This is a genomic window from Streptosporangium sandarakinum (assembly GCF_050942225.1).
In the GTDB taxonomy this organism is placed as follows: domain Bacteria; phylum Actinomycetota; class Actinomycetes; order Streptosporangiales; family Streptosporangiaceae; genus Streptosporangium; species Streptosporangium nondiastaticum.
On record NZ_CP192034.1, the window covers coordinates 4,003,699 to 4,024,257 of the forward strand.

Consider the following 20,559-nt stretch of genomic DNA (forward strand, 5'->3'; position numbering starts at 1 on the left):
CCGTCCGCCGGCGTCCCTCATCGACGTGTTGAACGTTCTGGACGGCGACGCTCACGTAGCGGCCGGCCGCCGAACAGGGCCGCGCAGGACCCGACGGTCAGCAGCCCACCGGCGAGGAAGGTGCCCCGTACACCGCCGCCACCTGATGAGCGCCGAACGCGTACAGGCCGAGCATGCCCACCGCCTGCGTGGACACGGCGGCGGTCAACGCGGACCACGGAAAGCGGTCCAGGAACGCTCCGGTGACGCTCACTCCGGCCAGGCACGCGACACCGAAGACCACGAACAGGACGCTGACCGCGCTCGGGGAAAACCCGCTCACGTCGCCCAGGAACGTCACGATGTAGGTGTATCCCGTGAACGCCTCGGTGGCGGACAGGGCCCCGGCCGCCAGTACCGTCCCGAACCGCCGCACGTCGGGACTGCTCGCGTACGCGGCGGGCTCCTCTTCCGGACGCGAGGTCGGCAGCAGAACGGCGATCGTCACCAGAGAGATGAACCCCAGAGCCGCCAGCGTGGCGATGGGTACCTGCCAGTCACTCCGCTGGCCCAGCCAGGTCCCAGCGGGAACACCCAGCACGAGAGCGAGCGAACCGGCGACGGACAGCGCCCCGACCACACGTCCCCGCACCTCGGACGCGAACAGGCCCACCGCGACCGGTCCCATCACGGCCCAGAACAGCGCCTGGGCGAGCGCGGTCAGCAGCCGCGCCACGAGGAGCAGCCAGTAGGAGGCGGCCAGCGCCGCGACGAGACTGGACACCACGAGCGCGGCCAGCAGTCCCGTGAGCACATGACGTCGGGGCACGGCCCGCACGACGTGGGCAAGCGGCACGGACGCGATGGCCACCGTCACGCCGTATTCCGGTGGCACCCCCACCACGGCGACGCCTCGACCGCCACGAGCCGGCATGGCCGGAGAGTGACCGTCATCGATTCGGCGCCGGGGCCTGTATCGAAGTCCGCTGTGGCGTCCCTGCCGCGTTGAAACCCGTGTGCGTGCAGAAGATCGACAACGAACGAGGTCTCCGGCAAGAGGGTTGATCGACCAAGACCAACCTGAATACCGGAGACCTCGTGGCCACCTCAGCGGTGACGAGGCGGTTCGACCTGACCGATGCGCAATGGACGGCACTGGAACCGCTGCTGCCGGAGCCGAAGCGGTCAGGACGGCCGTCGCCGTTCAGCGAGCGGCAATTGATCGACGGGATCCGCCGGCGGGCCCAGGGCGGGGTGCCGAGAGGGTCAGCTGGGCTGGCGGGTGGGCATGATCGTGACCTGCTGGAGGTTCACGCGCGCCGGCAGCGTGGCGATGAAGCCGACGGTTTCGGCGATGTCCTGCGGCGTGAGCCACTCCATCGTCTCCTTGGAGCCCTCCAGCCACTGAAGCGCGCCGTCGTCGGTGACGTGGCTCTGCAGCTCGGTACCGACGATGCCCGGTTCGAGCGCCGACACCCGCACGTTCTCGGCGCCCAACTCGACGCGCAGATGACGCGAGAGGTGGGTGACGTACGCCTTGGTACCGGAGTAGACGGCGAAGTTCGGGAAGATGTTCTGCGCCGCGATCGACGAGGTGTTGATCAAGTCGGCCACGCCGCGCTCGCCGGCGGTCTTGACCAACTGCGGGGTGAACGCGCCGATGACGTTCATCAGTCCGGTGATGTTGAGGTCGATCTGACGCCGCCACTGATCGGTGGCCAGCTCCTCGATCGGGGCGGGCAGCATGACGCCCGCATTGTTGAACAGCAGATCGGCGCCGCCCAGCTCGGCGGCCACCCGGTCGGCGGCCGACCGCACCGCCGCGGCATCGGTCACGTCAACGGCGATCGCCAGGGCGGTGCCGCCGTGCTTCTCGATCCGAGAGACCAGTTCGTTCAGCCGGTCCGCGCGCCGGGCCAGGACGGCGACGCGCGCGCCCAGCTCCGCCAGGTGTTCGGCCGAGGCCTCGCCGATGCCGCTGGAGGCGCCGGTGACGACTGCCACGCGGCCGGTCAGAGGCTTGGTACGGGTTTCCGTGGACATGGGTGCACGCCTTCCGAAAGGTGAGGGGTCAAGGGACGGAACGGTGGCCGACAGCCGTCGGCCGCATCTCCAGCACACCACCCCTGAGCTCCGGTTACGGGGCTTGAGCAGGCCCTGAGCAGGCAGGTACCGGGAAGGCGGGTACTGGCAGGGCCACCCAGCCAGGAGGTCGCCACACATGGCCGCCCCCATACTGGTGGCATGGACCGTGGTAGCGAGCTCGCCGACTTCCTGCGCTCCCGTCGCGCCCGCCTGACCCCCGATCGCGCGGGGCTGGCCCAGGACGGCCGCGCCCGGCGGGTGCCCGGACTGCGCCGCGAGGAGGCCGCCCGCCTCGCCGGTGTGAGCACCGAGTACTACACCCGTCTCGAACAGGGCCGTGCCGGAAACCCCTCCCCGGAGGTCGTCGAGGCCCTCGCACGTGCGCTCCAGCTCGATCTCGCGGAGCGGGAGCACCTCACCGACCTGCTGGCACGACCGACACCCGCCCGCCGCGCCCCTGTCGCTCCGCAGCGGGTCCGCCCGGGCCTGCACCTGATGCTCCAGACCCTGGAGCACGTCCCCGCCTTCATCCTCGGCCGGCGCACCGACGTGCTGGCCACCAACCGCCTGGCGCGCGCGGTCCTGACCGACTTCGACGCCCTCCCCGTCCCACAGCGCAACCTCACCCGCTACTACCTACTGGACCCGGACGCCCGTGACCGCGTCGGAGACTGGGCACAGATCGCCGCCGAGACCGTCGCCATCCTCCGCCTCGAGGCCGGTCGTCACCCGCACGACCGGCGGCTCGCCGACCTCGTGGGCGAGCTCACCCTGCGTTCGCCCGAATTCACCACCTGGTGGAACGACCACCGCGTCCTGCGCCGCACCCACGGCACCAAGCGCTACCACCATCCCGTGGTCGGCGATCTCCACTTCGCCTACGAGTCCTTCCAGCTTCCCGACGACCCCGACCAGACCCTGTGCGTCTACAACGCCGAACCCGGCTCCACCACCGCCGAGTCCCTGCGGTTGCTGAGCAGCTGGACCACACCCGGTCCCCGGGAGCATGCCCCCTTCACAGACGCACGGTGAGCGCCGAAAGCCGGGTTTCAACGCGGCAGGGACGCCACAGCGGACTTCGATACAGGCCCTAGGCGAGAGTGCGCGGGGCCTTGTCATCGGTTGAAGCGTCGTCTCCGGCCGTGGAGGCTTCTCCGGTGAAATGGCGCAGCTGCGGGCTGAGCGCGGCCACAGCGGCGGTCAGGCCGAGCAGTCCGCCCAGCACGATGAGGGCCGCCGCGCCGCCCAGTGCCGCGGCCAGTGCCCCGCCGAGGACCGGCCCGAGGGGCTTGAGCGCCATCCCGCCCATGCTCAGGACCGCGCCCATCCGGCCGAGCATCGCTTCCGGCACCATTCGTGTGACCACCACGTCCATCACCACGTTCAGTGAGGGCGTCGACAAGGTGATGAACATCAACGGGATCATCGGCCACCACGCCCCCCAGGGCAGTGCCGTGGCCGCCAGCGCGGCACCGAAGACCGTCACGACGGCCAGCAGTAGTCTGCCGGGAGGCAGGAGCCTGCTGATGCGGCCCGACAGCAGCGCACCGGTCAGTCCGCCGATACCGAGACCGGCCAGGACCGTGCCGGTGACGCGCGCGTCACCGCCGCGTTCGCCGACGAGCACGATCAGCGGGATCAGGAACGCTCCGCCCAGCAGGTTGAGGACCATCACCGCCGCGGTGACCTCCCGCAGGCCGTGCCGGCGCCACAGCCATGTGATGGCCTCAGCCGCTTCCCGGCGCATGCTGCGCCGGATCGGCCGTTGCTCCCCGCCATCATTTCGCGCGGAGGTTCGCGGCTCGTCCGCCGGGCGGCGCGGCACCTTCGCAAAAGCATAGAAAAGCGTGGCGGCAAGGAAGGTGATGGTGTCGACGACGAAGGGCACCGCCCGCCCCAGGCCGTACAGCAGGCCACCGAGCGGAGGGCCGATCAGCCCGGCCGCGTGGGTACGAGCCTCCTCCTGCGCATAGGCACTGTGCAGCTGGCCCGAGGGGACGATGCCGCGGATCGCCGTGCCTTGGACGGGACCGATGAACGCGGCGCACAGCCCGTCCAGCGCTGCCAGCGTGACGAACTGCCAGGCCTGTACATGACCGGTGACGATCAGCGCCGTCAGCAGCGCGGAGACAACCGCTTGAAGGCCCTGAGCGGTGAGGAGCGTGCGGCGGCGGTCCCACCGGTCCACCCAGACGCCGGCCGGTATCTGGACCGCGACGAAGGCGACGGTGCGGGCTCCGGCGACGATGCCCGCCAACCCGGGCGAGCCGGTGAGCGCCAGCACCAGCAGCGGCATGGCGAGCCTGGTGAGCTCCGACCCCAACTCGGAGACCGCGCTGCCGACCCACAGCAGCTGAAAACGCACGTTCTTGCGCAGCGGGACGATGTCGGTCACGAAGCGTCTTCCTTGGATGCGGGGGCGCGGCCACCTGGCCTGAGGCGCCGCTTTCGGAGGCGAAGGCTGCGCCGGTTCCGGCTTCGGACAGGCACGGCGGGACCCGGAGAAGATACCTACCGGAGATGACGCTGTCTACTGAATAGAGCGGTCAGCGGCATACGTGCTTTCCAAATCGGAAGCGGGCCCATGAAGGCGGTCGTCACCATTTGGCGCGGGACCAGCCGGTAGAGGCGATTGATCGAAATCACTTCACGGTCGCCACAATCGCACTGCCATATCCTCGCCGGGGCCAGGGTCTTGCCGCCCGGGCGACGATCCGCAGCGCATCCCGTCGACGCTGCCCGAGACCCGCTGCCGACAAGTACGGAACAGGCCGGCCCCGACCGGGGCGAGGCTGATCGCGTTGATCGTGAACTGCCGAGACGGCGCCCTTGGACGCACCGTACGCACCGGTGATCGGCGTTTCGGTGTGCCCACCCCCGTTCGAGGCGGTGGCGACGATCACACCGCCGTCGTGCTCCCGGAGGCAGGCGATTCGGGCGTGCTCGTCCTGGGCGGACTCGTGCTGCCGCGAAGACCTCCTTGCGGCAATCCGAGTTCCCGCTCCGCGATGGTGAACACCAGATCCACGGTCGCCGGGTGCGGGGCCGAATCATCGTTCGAATACGAGTCGAGTCCGTCGATCACGACGAGAATCACTACGCACGCGCTCTCGGGATCATCGGTGATGAAATCGCCGGTACGCACGCCCTCTCTGATCACGACGGTCAAGGCGTTGCGGGTGATGGTCTCTTGCTCGGCGACGATCTGCCGCAACCTGGGGCGGTACCGGGAGAGGTGCCGCGCGTTGAGCCAGAGCCGCCCGAGGTTGAGGAACTGGGGGTCGTTGATGCGTTGCAGGAACCGGGCGAGTTGCTCCCGTGGTTCCAGATCCCGCTCTGCGGGCGGCAGCAACGCCTCACGTTCCTGCGAGGCCGCGCTCTCGAACGCCTCGCAGAGGAGCAAGTCGATCGTCGCGAAGTAGTGGCTGATCAGTCCGGGTCTCACCCCGAGCGTGTCCGCCACGGACTTCATCGTCACGCGTTCCAGGCCGTGCTCCAGGGCGAGGCGTCCCGCGGTCTGAAGAATCTCCGTTCGACGTTGGACGGGGTCCTTGCGAGTGCGAGGAGCACGAGGGCTTGACGTCATATAGATCACACTATTGAATTGGCAGCCAATAGTCTATTGGCGCCAACACCAACAGGCTGTGGTCATAGCGGCTCCTCTACTCGTGCGCGGAAGGCGGCGAGGACTCCATCGTCTCGCTTCGTTGAAGGAAGTACCTGATGACTCAGCCCTGCACCGCCCACGACGCGAACCCGGAAGCCGCGGGCCTCGATCGCGCCGGACGCATCGAAACCCGCGGCATCGATGTCGTCCCGGACAGCGAGCGGCATGGATCGCCACGAGAACTCTTCGCCATCTGGGCGGCACCGAATGTCAGCTACCTGAGTTTCGTCGTCGGCGCCGCCCTCATCCTCATGGGGCTGTCCCTGATCGAGTCCGTCGTGGTGATCATCGCCGGCAACCTGCTGTGGATCATCACAGGATTCATCTCCGTCAGCGGACCCGTCGCGGGCACCACCGGCTCGGTCGTTTCCCGCGCCATGTACGGGGTCCTCGGGAACAAGGTCGTGATCACCGTCACCGGCTGGTTGATCTCGGCACTGTATCTCGCCTTGAACTGGTCGGCGGCGTCCGTGGCCGGTATCGGACTGGCCAAGCAGATCGGCCTGCCGGACTCCGCCGCGCTGGACGCGGTGGTGATCTGTGCGATCGCCGCTGCCACAGTGCTCATCGCCATCTACGGGCATGCCACGATCGTCCGCCTGTACACGGCGCTGACCGTCCTGCTGACCATCGTGTTCCTCGTGATCTCAGTTCTTGTGCTCGGCCGCACCGACTGGTCGTACGCGCCGGCCGAGCCGCTCACCGGGCTCGCCCACTTCGTGGTCCTGGCCTCGGGGTTCACCATCGTCGCGTCGACCCCGCTGTCGTACGGCAACAGCCCGGACCTCGCCCGCTACCTGCCACGGAACACAAGCGGCACGGCCATCACCCTGTGGGCCGCCGCCGGCGCGTTCCTGCCGAGCATCGTGTTCACCTCCATCGGCGCGTTCGCCGCGACGACCCTGGACATGAGCGACCCGCAGGCGGCCCTGGAGAGCATCATGCCCGCCTGGTTCGCGCCGATCTTCGTCATCGCCGTCGTGGTGAACACCATGGCGAACAACGGCATGACCGCCTACAGCGCCGGCCTGTCGATGCAGTCGATCGGCGTACCCCTCCCCCGTGTGCCGGCCGTGCTGGTCGTCGGCATCATCGGCACCGTCATGACCCTGTTCGCGATCCTGGTCTTCGACTTCCTCGCCACCGTCAACACGATGCTGGAACTGGTCGTCGTCGTCACCGGCCCCTGCATGGCCGTCTACGCCACCGACATCATCCTGCGCCGGAACCGCTACGACGGCGTGGCACTCCACGACCAGAGCCGCACCGGCCCCTTTTGGTATCGGGGTGGCGTGAACTGGGCGGGCGCCCTGGCCACCGTACTCGGCGCCATGGCGGCCACCCTGTGCGCAAGCTCCAGCTTCTGGTCCGGGCCGATCTCCGCGCGCATGGGCGATCTGAACCTCGCGCTGCCCGTCGGCGTCCTGGGGGCGGCTCTCCTCTACTGGCTTTTTTCGAAGGCACTGCGGACGATCCCCGCCGGCGGAACAGGAGCAGCATGATCGCCGATCACATCCTCCGCGCCGCGGGGATCGAGAACTTCGACGACACCTGCGAACCAGGCGCGGCCCACGCCCTGGCCATCAAGGACGGCACGATCATCGCCGTCGGCGGCGACGAGATCCTCGACCACCTTCACGGGCACGACACCGTGCTCCATGAGTTCCCCGGCGCGACGATCACTCCGGGGCTGACCGACGCCCACGCCCACCCTGTGTGGGGATCGATCGAGATCGGAGGCGGTCTTGATCTCGGGAGCGCCCGGACGCTCGACGAGGCGTGCGCCGTGATCGGGCAACGGCTTCACCGGCTCCCGGAAGGAGCATGGATCACCGGATTCAATCTCGACATCAACGTATTCGGCGGTGATCCCACCGGCGCGGTGTTCGAGGAGCGTTTCCCGGGCGCCCTGATCTCACTGATGACCCGCGACGCTCATGCCCTGGTCGTCAGCCCAGCCGTCGTGGAAGAGGTCGGGCTCACCGGAGATGAGACCTTCGACGATGCGTCACAGGTCGTCGTCGGCGCAGACGGGAAACCCACCGGCTTCATCGTCGAACTGCAGGCGATGGCCCTCATCCTCGATCACTATCCGGACATCCCGGTCGACACCGCGGCCGGCTACGTCGCTCATCAGCTGCGCCTGCTGGCCGCTACCGGCCTGACCGGCCTGCACGCCCTGGACTTCACCGACCCGTCCGAGGCGGTCTACCGGGAGATCGAGGCCACCGGTGAGCTGCCGCTACGGGTGCGGTGTTCACCGCTGGTCCCCGCCGACTCCGGTCGCGGCGTGTGGGAGACGATCGCGGCGCAACAATCGCTGGCCGGGCGACGCTGGTCTGTCGAGGGCGTGAAGTTCATGCTGGACGGCACCGCGGACAATGGATCGGCCTGGTTCGAGCACCCCGACGTCTTCGGGCAGAACCAGAAGCCTCTGTGGAAGGACGTCGGAGCGTACCGAGACGCCGTTCGCTTCTTCACAGAGCGTGGAATCCCGACCGCCACCCACGCGATCGGCGACCAGGCGGTCCGCTTCGCGCTCGACGTGATCGAGGAGGTCGGCCGTCCCGAGGCCGGCCCGCACCGGATCGAGCACATCGAGTCCATCCCCGACGACCTGCTGGACCGTTTCGCCGCGCTCGGCGTCGTGGCGAGCCTCCAACCCGTCCACGGGACACGGATGACGAACCCCGACCAGAGCGACAACTGGTCACACCGCATCGGACCGGAACGGGTCGCTCACGGATGGCGTACCAGGGATCTGATCGACCATGGAGCCGTGGTCGCGCTCGGGTCGGACTGGCCCATCGGTCTCGGCGACCCCCGGGTCGCGCTGGCCGACGCCCAGCTGCGACGTCCCGTTGACGCCCCCGCGGCAGCGCCGGTCCAACCCGATCAGCGCATCACGGCCCGTGAGGCCTACGCGGGAATGACGCAAGCCACCGCGTTCGCGGCCGGTGCCCAGCGCCGTCTGGGCCGCATCGCCCCCGGCTATCTCGCCGACCTGACCGTCTTCGCCGACAACCCCCTGGCCCTGTCCCCCGAGCAGCAGGCCGTGAACCCGGTACTGGCGACCGTGGTGGATGGTGACGTGCTGCTCCACACCCCGAATGAGGCCCCCACGAAATGACGCAGGTTCCGTTTCATCGCCCCGAGGCCAGGTTGCACGTCACGGCCGAGGACACCCGGCCACGTCACCGTGGCCGAAGTCGCGGCAGGCGGCTCGCCGCCACCCTGCCCGGCGCCATCGACGCCTACGACCGCCTCTTCGCCGCCGGCGGCATCGACCCTGACGTTGTTCGGGACGACGCCCACCGTACTCTTGACGCCGTCAACGCCTTCCGGCCGCACCTGGCCGAGCAGATCAAAGGCATCGCCGATGGTGCCGGCGTCGAGACCTGGCGCGTCGCGGCCCTGAACGCGCGCACCGAGATCCTCGCCCGCAGCCGCACCGTCCCACCCGGCGAGTGCTCGACGATCGTGCGGGAAGTCACCGACGCCGAGGGCAGGCGCACTCACCTCGGTGTGCAGACGTGGGACTGGCACGTCGAACTCAGCCCCTACTGGCACACCATCGATTCCGGCGGTGGCGCCCACCGCTACGTCGGCATCACCGAACACGGGATCCTCGCCAAGATCGGGGTCAACAGCGCAGGACTCGCACTCCATTTCAACATCCTCGGGCACCAGGGTGACCGCGCCGGCGGCATCCCCATGCACGTCCTGGCAGCGCTCGTTCTCGAAGAGGCCGATCACGTTGATCACGCACTCGAGATCCTCCATGAGGCCCCCATCGCTTCATCGGGGTCCTTCATGCTGTTCGATCAGGCACGCGCCGTGCTGCTCGACCTCAGTCCCGCCGGAGTGTTCGAGGTACCTGCGGTGGCGCCCGGGACGTGTCTTCGCACCAACCACTTCCTCACGCCGACTCCCTCCCAGCACGAGAAGGCCTGGCTCTATCAGCCCGACTCCGGCGAGCGCTTCACCTTTCTGAAGGACCGCCTCGCACGCACCAGACCGGCGAATGCCGATGAGATGCTCCAGCAACTCGTCACCGGCCCCGGCGAACCTGGAGTGACGCTCCTCCCCGATATGAGCAGAGAACTCGGGCTACGCTGGGCCAGCCTCGCCACAGTGCATCTCGACCCGGCGGCGCGAATCGCCCGGGTGCTCGACGGTACTCCCGCCGAACACGGTGACCGCCCCTGGTACGACCTTCACGCCTAGGGTCTGTTTTGTGGATCACTGACCCGCAGGCCCGGCGCGCTGGTGATGGGGAAGGTCTCGGTGCGCAGGTGCAGGTCGCCGACGTCGGGGTGGTGGAAGTGGGTGCCGGGCGTGAGCCTGCCGGATCGAGGAAGATCATGCGCAGCAGGTTGTCACTGAAGATGAAGCGGTTGTGGAGCACGTTCGCCAGCGGGTTGCGGACGAGTACGTCGCCGGACCAGCCCAGGATGTAGGCCAGGGCCACCGTCCAGTCGTTGAGCAGGGCCAGCACTTCAGGTATGACGCGCTCGACGCCGTGCCAGGAAGACGAACTCTCTTCCTGGCCGGTCAGGCGCATCGCGAACGTCCTCCACCACATAGCCGTGGGCGACCAGATCCCCCTCGACCTCTTCTCGCTCCCGGAAACGCAACGTCGAATCCGACGTCAGCACCTGTCCGTCCGCAGCGAAAACGTAGGTCCAGCGGAACTTCACCAGAGGCAGGCTCACCTCGATCAGTTGAACCCAGCTCTCGACGGAGCCGACGCCTGGGATCTCCGTCACGCGGTAGGAGAACTCGCGGGTCCATTCTTCCCGGGCGCGTCCGGCCGGATCGCGGGTCTCGAAGACCAGATGCCCTCCAGGCCGCAGTGCTTCGTAGGCTCCCCGCAGCGTCTTCTGCCATGTCTGCGGATCAGCGATGGCCTGGGCGACGTTCGCCGTCATCGTCGCCAGATCGACCTGTAGCGGCGGCAGGTCTGTCGCGTCACCGCAGATCCAGCGCACTCGCTCACTGCCCGGTTTGGCGTAAGCGACGTCGATGGACGCCAGAGCGGGATCGACGCCGACGACCTCGATCCCGCGGTCAGCCAGAAGAAGTGCGAACACCCCTGTGCCGCAGCCGATGTCCAGCACTCGGCGTGCCTTGAACTCTTCCGCCATCCGAAGGTAGGCATCAAGATCGCTGCGGTCGGGGTCGAGCGAGTCGTAGATCGCGGCGAGCCGTGGATGCCCGAAGCATTCGTCAGCCATACGGCCGAACGTATGCGGGGCCAAGGCCGAACGGCTACCGAGTTTCGAGGCGGGAGCGGCGCTGCGTCTCGGCCATACCCTGGCAGTGATGGCGGGAAATCCAACGGATATCGCCGGCCAGCGTCGACGTAGAGCATCCAGGCAAGGCCGGCGGCATCCTCGGCCCGATGCGCGGCGCCCGTCAACTGGCGCACCAGCTCTGCGACGCTCTTGCATCGGAGCAGTTCAGAGGCATACCCGTTGGGTTCTCCGCGGGTGGGGCCTGAACACGTGGCGGCGGCGCGTTGACTTTGTCGCAAAGTATGACTCACCATGTTGATACAAAGCTTGCGACAAAGCCTGCGACAAGGGAGGCGCCATGACTCGTGAACCATCACCGGACGCCGGTCCGCCGACGCGTGCGACCGACCTGCGCCTGGCGGGCGAGTGGCTGGCCCGCCACGACCTGGCCGGAACTCGCCCCACCCGGCTGCTGGCCAGCCGGCTGGCGGTACGGAGGCAGGCCCGCCTCGCCGCTCACGTCATCCTGGGGGCGCTGATCATCGCGAGCGCGCTCGCCAGCGTCACCTTCGGCGGCACCCGGTCGCAACTGCCGGCCCTGACCGTCGTCGTGGCCGGACTGCTGCTGGCGCAGTTGCTGCTCGACCGGTGGGTGCGACGCGTCGACCAGCGGGCGGGCGCGACGCTGTCCCGCAGGGCCGCCCATCTGATCCAGCCCGGCTGGCGAACCGTGCTCGGCCGGCCGTACGCCGTCTTCACGGTCGCCACCTTCGCCGGTGCGATGGTGCTGGCCGGGAGCGCCCTGGCCGTTCCCGGCCCCACCGTGCGGCGGCTGGCCGTCGTCCTGCTGATCGGCCTGCTCGGCGCGACCGCCATTTTTGCCCTGCAGCTACGCCATCTGCTCAGGCATCCGGTCGTGGCGGAGGACGAGGAGTCGCTGACCGCCGATGTCATCATGCGCGTCGAAGACGCCCGCGTCCTCGCCACGCCGAACGTGCAGTGGTCCCTGCCCATGGTGCTGCTCTTCGGCACCGCGCCCGGCTGGTGGAGCGCCGCTTCGGTCGCCTACCTGATCCTGGGCCTGGCCGCCTTCATCGCGCTCCACACCAGGACGCCGTCGAGCGCGACGGTGGCCCGGCGGGCGATGAGCAACCGGTGATCGTCATCGACGCGGCCTCGCCGGTGCCGCCATTCGAGCAGCTACGGGCCCAGCTCGCCCGGCAGATCCAGGACCGCACGCTGGCCGTGGGTGCCCGGCTGCCGACCATCCGCCACCTCGCGGCCGACCTCGGCCTGGCCGTCAACACGGTCGGCCGGGCCTACCGGGAGCTGGAGGAGGCGGGGTTGATCGAGACACGCGGGCGGGCGGGCTCATACGTGTCGGCCGCCGGCGAGGAGGGTCGGCAGCGGGCCCGCAAGGCCGCCGCCGACTACGCGGCCGTGGTGGCCAGCGTCGGCATCGACGCCGGCGAGGCGATCCGCATCGTGCAGGCGGCTCTGACATCCCGCGGGGCGGCACCGACCTCGTCATGACCGCGAACCGTCCAACGCCTTCGCCGACCGCCTGGCTCCGGTGCCGCTGGAGTGCCGGGACGCGTTGGAGGTCATCGCCGCCTACGGTCGTTTCCGGGGCGGCCTACGTGCGTGGATCCGCCGTACCTCGGCGGCACGCAGGAACAGACCCCGCCACGAGGCGGTGCGCGCCTTCTAGGCGGGGCCGGGGGGCAGGTGGACGGTCATGATCAGATGGCAGGTCCCGTTTCCCGAACCGCGGTAGGTGTGGGCGGTGTCGCCGTCGAAAGTGACCGTCTGTCCCGCCTTGACCGGGTACTCGGCGCCGTCGACCACGAGCACCATCTGTCCGGCGGTGACGCTGATGGTTTCGGTCACACCGGCCTGGTGGGGGTGGCTGGGGTACTCCTCGCCGGGTTCCAGCGTCCAGCGCCAGATCTCGGTGGCCGCCGGGCCGCTGGTGGTCAGCATGAGCCGGGCCTCGCCGCCGTGCTCGCCCCTCCACAGGGGCATGACGGCATCGGCGCCCACCACCCGGACGCGTTCTTCGGGGCGGCCTTCCATCAGGGCGGACACCGAAACGCCGAGGGTGTCGGCGAGGCGGACCAGGGTGGCGAAGTTCGGGTTGCCCTGGGCTTTCTCCAGCCCGACCAGGGCTCCTTTACTGACCTTGGCACGGCGGCCGAGTTCGTCCAGGGACAGCCCGGCGCGGGTGCGGGCCGCGCGGACGTTGTGCGCGAGTGTCCGCAGTGCCGCCTCGGTCTCGGCCATCGCTTCACCCCTCCATGAGCGGATCAGTGGAATGAACCACTCAGTCGTTCTGTTGACGACTTACGGTCGGTTCGTTGTACAGTGTAGTCGTTCCATTGATATTAAGGGATGTACCCGTGATCGCTCTGCTGCTGGCCCTGGGCAGCTCCCTGGCCTACGGTTGCGCCGACTTCCTCGGCGGCCTCGGGGCCCGAAAGGCTCACGTTCTGCGCACCGTGATGATCGCCGCCCCGGCCTCGCTCACCGTCGAACTCCTGCTGTGGCCCTTCCTCGGTGCCTCCTTCGCCCCCGCGACCCTTGCCTGGGGCGCGGCGTCCGGTGTCGCGTCGGCCGCCGCGTTCGCTCTGCTCTACCGCACGCTCGCGATCGGTCCGATGAACGTCCTGTCCCCTGTCACCGCGCTGGTCTCGGCGATGCTGCCGGTCGGCGTCGGGCTGCTGCAGGGTGAGCACCTGGGCCTGGCCGGGCTGATCGGCCTGCCGCTGGCGCTGGCGGCCGTGGTGCTGGTCAGCGCCGGACACGGCGCGAAGTCGGCCCGCCCGTCACGCACCGCGCTGTTGCTGGCCTTCGGCGCCGGGGCCGCCATCGCCCTGCAGCTGGTCTTCCTGCACCAGGCGCCCTCCGACAGCGGCGTGGGCCCGCTGATCATCGGCCGCGCCGTCTCCTCCGCGACCACCCTGGCCGCGGCCGGGCTGATGTACCGCAGGCTCGGCTCGGAGAAGCCCGCGTACGCGATGTCGGCGACGGCCGGCGTGCTGGACTCGGTGGCCAACCTGCTGTTCCTGCTCGCCGCCCGCAGCGGCGACCTCGCCGTCGTCGCCGTGATCACCGCCCTGTACCCCGCCGGCACCGTCCTGCTCGCCCGCGGCGTCCTCGCCGAGCGCATCCACCGCGGCCAGCTGATCGGCCTGGGCACCGCCGCCGTCGCCGTCAGCCTCCTCGCCCTCACCTGATCCCGCAGCCCCACTGCCTTCCCGGAACGGACCACCCGATGACCACCTTCCGTATCAGCCCCGCCGTCGCCGGTGCCTTCCCTGACACCCTCATCGCCGTCGTCACCGCCACCGGTCTGCGCGGCGACGAGCCCTGGCCCGCCACCATCGCCACTCTGGAGGACCTGGAGGCGCAGCTCGCCGACGGCGCCTGGCAACCGGCCGACGAAAACGACCCGCGCATCGAGTCGTGGCATACCGCCTACCGCTCCTTCGGCACCAACCCCCGCCGCATCCGGCCCAGCGTCGACGCCCTGGGCCGCCGCCTCGCGAAGAAGGGCACCCTGCCCCGGATCAACCCGGCCGTCGACTCCTACAACGCCGTCTCCGTCCGCCACGGCCTGCCCGCCGGCGCCTTCGACCTCGACCACGTCACCGGCGACGTCGAGATCCGCCACGCAGACGGCAGCGAGACCTTCACCCCGCTCGGTGAGGCCGGCACCGTCGAGAACCCCAAGCCCGGCGAGATCATCTACACCGACACCACCGACGTGCTCACCCGGCACTGGAACCACCGCGACGCCCACCGCACCCGCGTCACCGAAGACTCCACCCGCGTCGCCTTCATCCTGGAGACCGTCGCCGCCACCCGCGACGGGCACCTGCTCAAGACCGCGGCCGACGACTTGCAGACCCTGCTCCAGCCGCACTGCGAGAAGAGCACCGTGCACTACCTCAGCCCGTCACACCCCGACACCACCGCCTGACCACCACCCCTGGGCCCCTTCGTCGCCCGCAGCCTGGACACCGCACGCGCGGCTGCCTACCTGGCCACCTTGTCCGGTCCCGAGCGGCGCGCCCGCGTCGCCCTCGCCGCCGACGACCTGGACCCGGTCACCGGGCGGGCCCGGCTGTCCTGCCGGCGCGCTGAAGAGATCTTCAACGACCTGACCAAACCGCTCGCGCACCCGGATCTCACCGACCTGGAAAACCTCGTCGCCCATGCCGAGGGGCAGGTCGCGTACCTCGTAGTCGACCGTCTCGAAGACCGCGTACACGTTCGTCCGGTTCCTCTCGCCCGGTGTCATCGGAACGACGACGCAGCTCCGGGAAACGTCCGGCCGTGCCCGGTCCGCTAGGTGGTGGTTCGCGACCGGGCCTCGGCGGCCCAGTGGGGTGCGTTCCATTGGTCGGCGATGATGGCGGCCTGGGCGAAGTGGGCGGCGGCCTCGTCGGCGCGGCCGAGGAGGCCGGCCAGTTCGCCGAGGGTGTGAGCGACCGGGCGCAGCGCCATCGACAGGCTCGCGGCGCCCGCCGGAGGGCCGTTGCGGTGCGGAAGCAGCGTCGCGTAGATCTCCTCGGCGGCATCACGGTCGTTCAAGGCGACGACGGCCATCGCGCGCAACGTCGCGAGGAAGGTGAAGAAGAAGTCGGGGCGGATCGGGCTGGATGACGCGCGGACCTCGCGAGCTTCGGCGTCCAGACCGTTGGCGTGGAGAGCGAGCGCGAGCAGGTCGGAGGTCATGGAACCCAAGGTCGCGTGGAGGGCGCGGACATCGTCCAGGTGCGCACCGAGCGTGCCGTCGTTCAGCCGGATCGCCGCCAGGGCGAGTTGGAGAAAGCCCTCGGCGTGCACCGATCCGGCGCGCCGCATGCCCTCGTCGGCCTTGACGTAAAGGAGCTCGGCGTCGGCGGATCGGCCTTCGATGAGCGCCAGGGACGCCAGCGTGATCTCGGTGGCGGCGATCGCCTCGCGCATTCGGTAGGCGCGCGCGAGTTCCAGGGCCTCGGTGGTCATCTGTCGCATGGTCACCGGGTCGTTGGCGGTAGCGGCGACGGCAGCATGGTTGAGCAGCCCGGTGACGCGGTAGACGGGTAGGTCGTGCTCGATGCCGATCTCCACGAGCTCCCGGCAGAGGGCGGCGTCGCCGTGGACTTCGGACAGGATCTGGAGTGCCGCGGCCCGCAGCCGGGGGCCGGTGGCGAGGTCGAGTGCCTCCTGCGCCGCCTCCAGAACGGTCGGGTCGTCCTCGCCGACCAGTTCGTTGGCGTACGCAGTCAGGAGCCGGGACCGCACCGGAGGGGGCAGGTCGCGCTTCAGCAGGCGGCTCAGGCGGTCGACGATGGGCCGGTCCACCGTGCCGTACGTACGGGCCTGCCAGGCGGTCGGTTCTGTCCATGCGGTGAATGCGGCGATCATCAGGTCGTCGCGGCCCAGGGACTCTGCGTACTCCACGGCTTCACGGCGTGTCTCGCGGGCGGCCGCGACGGCTCCCGCCCGGATCTGCGCGCGCAGCAGCCTGCCGAGCAATTCGACGCGTTCGTCCGGGCCGGTCGAGTTGGTGACGGCGTCGGTGAGGAGGTCGGCCGCCACGTCGTGGGCGTAGCGGGCCTCGGCGAGCTCGGCGGCCTGGACGCAGTAGCCGACGGCCTTCGGTGAGCCGGCGCGCGCGTAGTGGTGGGCCAGCGCGGCGATGTCGTCGGTGCCTTCAAGGGCGGCGGCGATCCGGCCGTGCATCCGGGTGGCGCGCAATCTGCTGAGGTCGGCGATGAGCGTGTCCCTGACGAGGGCGTGGACGAAGCGGACGCGTCCGGGGGCGGGCTCGTCGAGGAGCCCGGCGATGACGCCCGCGTCGAGGGCGTCCATCACGCCGTCCTCGTCGGTGTCTGCGGCCTTGACGAGGACGTCCACCGAGCTTTCCCGGCCTGCGACCGCGGCCAGCCGGAGGATGGCCACGCCTCCTTCGGGCAGCCGTGCGAGCCGGCGGCGCAGGACGTCCCGTACGCCTTCGGGGACCTCGGAGAGGGCGACCAGCGCGCCTTCGCCATTCAGCAGCCGGGCGCTTTCGCGCACGTAGAACGGGTTTCCGCCGGTGCGCTCGGCGATCCTTGCGATGGTCTCCTCGTCGGCCTCGCATTCGGCCCGTACGAGCCGCGCGACGGCCTCGCCGTCCAGCCCCGGCAGCGCCAGGCGGAGGGGCGTGGCGCGGGCGAGGGAGGCCAGCGTTTCGGTGAGGTGCGCGCTCTCGTCCGCGCGGTACGCGGCGACGACCAGGAGCGGGGCCCGCATGCCGAGGCCGCCGCCGAGCAGTTCCAGCGTGGCGGCGTCCGCCCAGTGCAGGTCGTCCAGCATGACGGCGACCGGGCGTTTCGTGGCCACCGCCGCGAGCCACCTCCACACGGCTTGGCGCAGACGGAACCGTCCCGCGGTGGCGTCGGCGTTCACCGGCCCGGTGTCGGTGAGCAGCGGCGCGAGGTCGCCCGCGAACTCCCCCGGCGACGTGGTCGCGGCGACGGCTCTCAGCGCCTCGGTCCAGGCCCACGCGGGTGGCGCGCTGTCGACGTCGGGGCAGCGGCCGACGGCGACCAGCCACCCGTCACGTTCGAGCCGCCTGCCCAGGTGTTCCAGCAGCGTCGACTTGCCGAGCCCGGCCTCGCCGGTGACGAGGGCGATGCCGGCGCCGTCGGCGGCGGCCTCGGCGGCGGCCGTGACCAGGGCCGACAGCTGTGTTTCGCGTCCGATGAACGGCGCCTCGTTGATCGGAGCCGGCCGCGGCCGCGGCGCGGTCGGCGGCGGCGGGGGTACGGCCGCGCGCAGGACGTCCGTGCGCCGGGTGAGGATCGCCTCCTCCAACGCCGTCAGGTCCGGGCCGGGGTCGAGCCCGAGCTCCTCGGCGAGGATGCCGCGGGCGCGGCGGAGCGTGGCCAGCGCGTCGGCTTGGCGACCGCTGCTCCACAGTGCCAGGGCGTGCAACCGCCAGCCTTCCTCGCGCAGCGGCTCGTCGCGGGTGAGCCGCTCGGCCTCGGGAACGACCGCGGCGGGGTCGCCGGTTCGCAGACCTGCCGCGACGTGCAGTTCGGTGGCGACCAGGCGCAGCTCGTTCAGCCGGGCGGTCTCGGCGGCGGCCCACGGCTCGTCGGCGACCTCGGCGAACGCCGGCCCCTGCCACAGTCCGAGCGCCTCGGCGAGCCGGGCCTGGGCGAGGCGCGGGTCGGTGTCCGTACGGGCCTGGCCCAGCAGGTCCTCGAACCGCCACGCGTCCACCGACTCCGGGGCAGCCGCAGCGCGTAGCCGGGCGGCGCGCTGACCAGCAGCCGGGCCGGCGTGCGCGGCGGACGTCCGGGCTCCAGCAGCCGGCGCAGGTTGGACATGTACGCCTGCAAGGACATCAGCGCCCGCGCCGGCGGCTCCCCGCGCCACAGGTCCTCGATCATCCGGTCGACCGGCACGACCTGCCCGCGCGCCGCCACCAGCAACGCCAGCACGCCCCGCTGCCGCGGCCCGCCCAGGGGAACGGGCTCGCCGCCGACCTCGGCCGCGAAAGAGCCCAGCACCCGGACGAAGACCATGATCCGCACATTTTACGTGGACGTTCCAAACCTTCTCCAAATCCCTTCCAAACACCCGGGAGCAGTCTGAACACGTCGCAACCGATGAAGGGCCGGAACAGATGAGCGTCAACACCCGGGACATGGAGATCGTCCACCGCGTGCTCCGCCGTGTCCGCGGCTGAACCCTGCCCGTCCGTACACGCAAGGAGAACGACCATGTCGCTGAAGAAGCTCAACACCGTCCTGGCCGCCGTCGTCGTCCTGTTCACCCTCTACCTCGGGTCGTCCTTCGTCCTGCCCCTCGGGACCACCTTCCCGGGGCTGGCGAACTGGCCCTCTGACGGCAGCGGCTTCTCCATCGTGAAGGGCAGCCGCGAGATCGCGATGGGCCTGACCATGGGCATCCTGCTGGTGACAGGCCACCGCCGCCCGTTGGGCTGGGTCCTGCTGATGGTGGCCGTCGCCCCGTTCGGCGACATGGTCAACGTCCTGGCCCACCACGGATCCACGGCCGCCGCGCTTGGCATCCACGGCCTGACCGCGGCGCTGATCGCGGTCACGGGGTCGCTGATCCTCCGCGAGACCAGCAAGGCCCGCAAGGCCCCGAAGGCCACCGCCCCGGCGCCCGCCGCGCAGCCCGCCTGACGTCCGCGCCCCCGCAGGGGTGGCCCCAGAACACGTATTCCTTCGCATTTCTGAGAACTCGACCAAGGAGAAGACGATGACGATCAACGATCTACGCGGTGTCCTCAAGGGGCGCGTGCTCCTGCCCGGTGACGACGGCTTCGAGCAGGCGGCCACCGCGTGGAATCTGACCGTCAGGCAGCCGGTGGCGGCCGTGGCGGAGGCCGCGGATGCCGACGACGTGGCGGCGCTCGTGCGTTACGCGCGTCGGGCGGGTATGACGGTGACCGCGCAGCCGAGCGGCCACGGCGCCTCCGGCGACGTGGAAGGCCTGATCCTGTTGCGTACCGGACTGCTGAACGAAGTGGAGATACGCGCGCAGGAGCGCGTGGCCCGGGTGGGCGCGGGCGTGAAGTGGGGGCAGGTGCTCGCGGCGGCCGGCCCGCTGGGCCTGACCGGCCTGTCCGGCAGTGCGCCAGGGGTCAGCGTCACCGGCTACACCCTGGGCGGCGGGGTCGGCTGGTTCAGCCGCAAGCACGGCTTCGCCTCCGACAGCGTGCGGGCCATCGACATCGTGGACGCCGACGGCGAACCCGGCCGGGTGACCGCCGAATCCGATCCCGACCTGTTCTGGGCGTTGCGCGGCGGCGGCGGGGACTTCACGATGGTGACCGCGCTCGAACTCGAACTGCATCCCGCGCCGGTCCTGTACGGCGGGCGGGTGATCTGGCCGGAGCACCGCACCAGGGAGGTGTACGACGCGTTCCTGGACATCACCAGCGAAGCGCCACGTGAACTCAGTGTCTGGATCAACCGGCTCCAGCCCCCCGGCGCGCCGCCGATGGTGACGCTGGACCTGGCCTACCTGGGTGAGGCGGCCCAGGCGGAGGACCTGCTGGCGCGCATCGACAAGATCGACGGTGCGATCTCCGACAGCCGCGGCGTCGTCCCCGTCGCCGACCTGGGCACCATCACCGCCGAGCCCACCGATCCGGCCCCATCCATCGCTCGTGCGGAACTGCTCACCGGGCTGGACGCGGACGCGGTGGAGCTGCTGCTGGCCAAGCCGGTCGAACCGCTCATCAACCTGCAGATCAGGCATCTGGGCGGGGCGCTCGCCGAGCCGGGCGACGGGGCCGGTGCGAGCGGCGCGGTGGCTGAGCCGTACCTGCTCGGCCTGCTGGGCCTCGGCCTGCCGCACGCGGCCGATGCGACGCGCGCCAAGCAGGCCGAGGTCGTCGCCGACCTGGGGGCCTACGTCAGCGGGCGCAAGCCGTACACCCTGCTGTCCCCCGGCGAGACGGCGGCGCAGTCCTTCTCCGGCAGCGCGCTCACGCGGCTGCGGGAGATCAAGCAGGCCCGTGACCCGCACAACGTGTTCCGCGCGAACTACCCGGTACTCGGATGAATCGGTCCCCAC

At 70.1% G+C, this 20,559-nt stretch carries 18 protein-coding genes and 1 pseudogene; 10 read left to right on the forward strand and 9 right to left on the reverse strand.

Going from position 1 to position 20,559, the window contains the following annotated elements; genetic code table 11:
* Window positions 1-97: 97 nt before the first annotated feature.
* Both ACQP10_RS18495 and ACQP10_RS18500 read right to left on the reverse strand, forming a co-directional pair.
* Window positions 98-913: an MFS transporter gene (locus tag ACQP10_RS18495; protein WP_346021489.1), complete on the reverse strand. Its 816-nt coding sequence runs from the start codon at window positions 911-913 to the stop codon at window positions 98-100.
* Window positions 914-1,245: 332 nt separating this feature from the next.
* Window positions 1,246-2,022 (reverse strand): SDR family oxidoreductase, encoded by a 777-nt coding sequence (locus ACQP10_RS18500; protein ID WP_433541807.1) that lies wholly within the window; start codon window positions 2,020-2,022, stop codon window positions 1,246-1,248.
* Window positions 2,023-2,223: 201 nt separating this feature from the next.
* Here ACQP10_RS18500 and ACQP10_RS18505 point away from each other — a divergent pair, with 201 nt between their 5' ends.
* Window positions 2,224-3,096: a helix-turn-helix transcriptional regulator gene (locus tag ACQP10_RS18505; RefSeq protein WP_346021487.1), complete on the forward strand. Its 873-nt coding sequence runs from the start codon at window positions 2,224-2,226 to the stop codon at window positions 3,094-3,096.
* Between the two features lie 58 nt (window positions 3,097-3,154).
* Here ACQP10_RS18505 and ACQP10_RS18510 read toward each other — a convergent pair whose 3' ends face one another.
* On the reverse strand, window positions 3,155-4,459 hold the full coding sequence (locus ACQP10_RS18510; RefSeq protein ID WP_346021486.1) for an MFS transporter: 1,305 nt from the start codon (window positions 4,457-4,459) through the stop codon (window positions 3,155-3,157).
* Window positions 4,460-4,963: 504 nt separating this feature from the next.
* A complete protein-coding gene (locus ACQP10_RS18515) occupies window positions 4,964-5,650 on the reverse strand; it encodes a TetR/AcrR family transcriptional regulator (protein WP_433541808.1) in 687 nt (228 codons plus the stop codon).
* 137 nt (window positions 5,651-5,787) lie between these two features.
* Here ACQP10_RS18515 and ACQP10_RS18520 point away from each other — a divergent pair, with 137 nt between their 5' ends.
* Genes ACQP10_RS18520 through ACQP10_RS18530 form a run of 3 tightly spaced genes read left to right on the forward strand, consistent with a single transcriptional unit; the run spans window position 5,788 to window position 9,958 of the window.
* Window positions 5,788-7,233 carry a purine-cytosine permease family protein gene (locus tag ACQP10_RS18520; protein WP_399500770.1) on the forward strand — a complete coding sequence of 482 codons (1,446 nt, stop codon included), beginning with the start codon at window positions 5,788-5,790 and terminating at the stop codon, window positions 7,231-7,233.
* Complete coding sequence (locus ACQP10_RS18525) at window positions 7,230-8,861, forward strand: amidohydrolase (protein ID WP_433541809.1); 1,632 nt, start codon at window positions 7,230-7,232, stop codon at window positions 8,859-8,861. Before ACQP10_RS18520 ends, ACQP10_RS18525 begins: the two co-directional genes overlap by 4 nt.
* Window positions 8,858-9,958 carry a C45 family autoproteolytic acyltransferase/hydolase gene (locus tag ACQP10_RS18530; RefSeq protein ID WP_433541810.1) on the forward strand — a complete coding sequence of 367 codons (1,101 nt, stop codon included), beginning with the start codon at window positions 8,858-8,860 and terminating at the stop codon, window positions 9,956-9,958. Before ACQP10_RS18525 ends, ACQP10_RS18530 begins: the two co-directional genes overlap by 4 nt.
* A 272-nt stretch (window positions 9,959-10,230) precedes the next feature.
* Here ACQP10_RS18530 and ACQP10_RS18535 read toward each other — a convergent pair whose 3' ends face one another.
* Window positions 10,231-10,968, reverse strand: a complete 738-nt coding sequence (locus tag ACQP10_RS18535; RefSeq protein WP_433541811.1) for a class I SAM-dependent methyltransferase — start codon at window positions 10,966-10,968, stop codon at window positions 10,231-10,233.
* A 358-nt stretch (window positions 10,969-11,326) separates the two neighbouring features.
* Between ACQP10_RS18535 and ACQP10_RS18540 the strand changes: the two genes are divergently transcribed.
* Both ACQP10_RS18540 and ACQP10_RS18545 read left to right on the forward strand, forming a co-directional pair.
* Window positions 11,327-12,127: a hypothetical protein gene (locus ACQP10_RS18540; RefSeq protein ID WP_433541812.1), complete on the forward strand. Its 801-nt coding sequence runs from the start codon at window positions 11,327-11,329 to the stop codon at window positions 12,125-12,127.
* Window positions 12,124-12,501: a GntR family transcriptional regulator gene (locus tag ACQP10_RS18545; RefSeq protein ID WP_390002070.1), complete on the forward strand. Its 378-nt coding sequence runs from the start codon at window positions 12,124-12,126 to the stop codon at window positions 12,499-12,501. Before ACQP10_RS18540 ends, ACQP10_RS18545 begins: the two co-directional genes overlap by 4 nt.
* Before the next feature lie 174 nt (window positions 12,502-12,675).
* Here the strand turns inward: ACQP10_RS18545 and ACQP10_RS18550 are convergent, their stop codons facing one another.
* Window positions 12,676-13,251, reverse strand: coding sequence for a helix-turn-helix domain-containing protein (locus ACQP10_RS18550; RefSeq protein WP_346021474.1), 576 nt, complete (start codon window positions 13,249-13,251; stop codon window positions 12,676-12,678).
* A 116-nt stretch (window positions 13,252-13,367) separates the two neighbouring features.
* On the opposite strand from ACQP10_RS18550, the gene ACQP10_RS18555 reads away from it, so the two are divergent.
* On the forward strand, window positions 13,368-14,204 hold the full coding sequence (locus ACQP10_RS18555; RefSeq protein ID WP_433541813.1) for an EamA family transporter: 837 nt from the start codon (window positions 13,368-13,370) through the stop codon (window positions 14,202-14,204).
* Window positions 14,205-14,242: 38 nt separating this feature from the next.
* Complete coding sequence (locus ACQP10_RS18560) at window positions 14,243-14,950, forward strand: B3/B4 domain-containing protein (protein WP_433541814.1); 708 nt, start codon at window positions 14,243-14,245, stop codon at window positions 14,948-14,950.
* Here ACQP10_RS18560 and ACQP10_RS18565 read toward each other — a convergent pair.
* The 3 genes and pseudogenes from ACQP10_RS18565 to ACQP10_RS18575 all read right to left on the reverse strand — a co-directional run.
* Window positions 14,927-15,241, reverse strand: coding sequence for a hypothetical protein (locus ACQP10_RS18565; protein WP_433541815.1), 315 nt, complete (start codon window positions 15,239-15,241; stop codon window positions 14,927-14,929). The genes ACQP10_RS18560 and ACQP10_RS18565 overlap by 24 nt on opposite strands.
* 77 nt (window positions 15,242-15,318) lie before the next feature.
* Window positions 15,319-18,228: an ATP-binding protein gene (locus ACQP10_RS18570; protein WP_433541816.1), complete on the reverse strand. Its 2,910-nt coding sequence runs from the start codon at window positions 18,226-18,228 to the stop codon at window positions 15,319-15,321.
* A 77-nt stretch (window positions 18,229-18,305) separates the two neighbouring features.
* Window positions 18,306-18,533 (reverse strand): annotated as a pseudogene (locus tag ACQP10_RS18575) (AfsR/SARP family transcriptional regulator); the annotation flags it as partial.
* Between the two features lie 198 nt (window positions 18,534-18,731).
* Between ACQP10_RS18575 and ACQP10_RS18580 the strand changes: the two are divergent.
* Window positions 18,732-19,160 carry a DUF4267 domain-containing protein gene (locus tag ACQP10_RS18580; RefSeq protein WP_346021469.1) on the forward strand — a complete coding sequence of 143 codons (429 nt, stop codon included), beginning with the start codon at window positions 18,732-18,734 and terminating at the stop codon, window positions 19,158-19,160.
* Between the two features lie 76 nt (window positions 19,161-19,236).
* Window positions 19,237-20,547: an FAD-binding oxidoreductase gene (locus ACQP10_RS18585; protein ID WP_433541817.1), complete on the forward strand. Its 1,311-nt coding sequence runs from the start codon at window positions 19,237-19,239 to the stop codon at window positions 20,545-20,547.
* Window positions 20,548-20,559 lie beyond the last annotated feature (12 nt).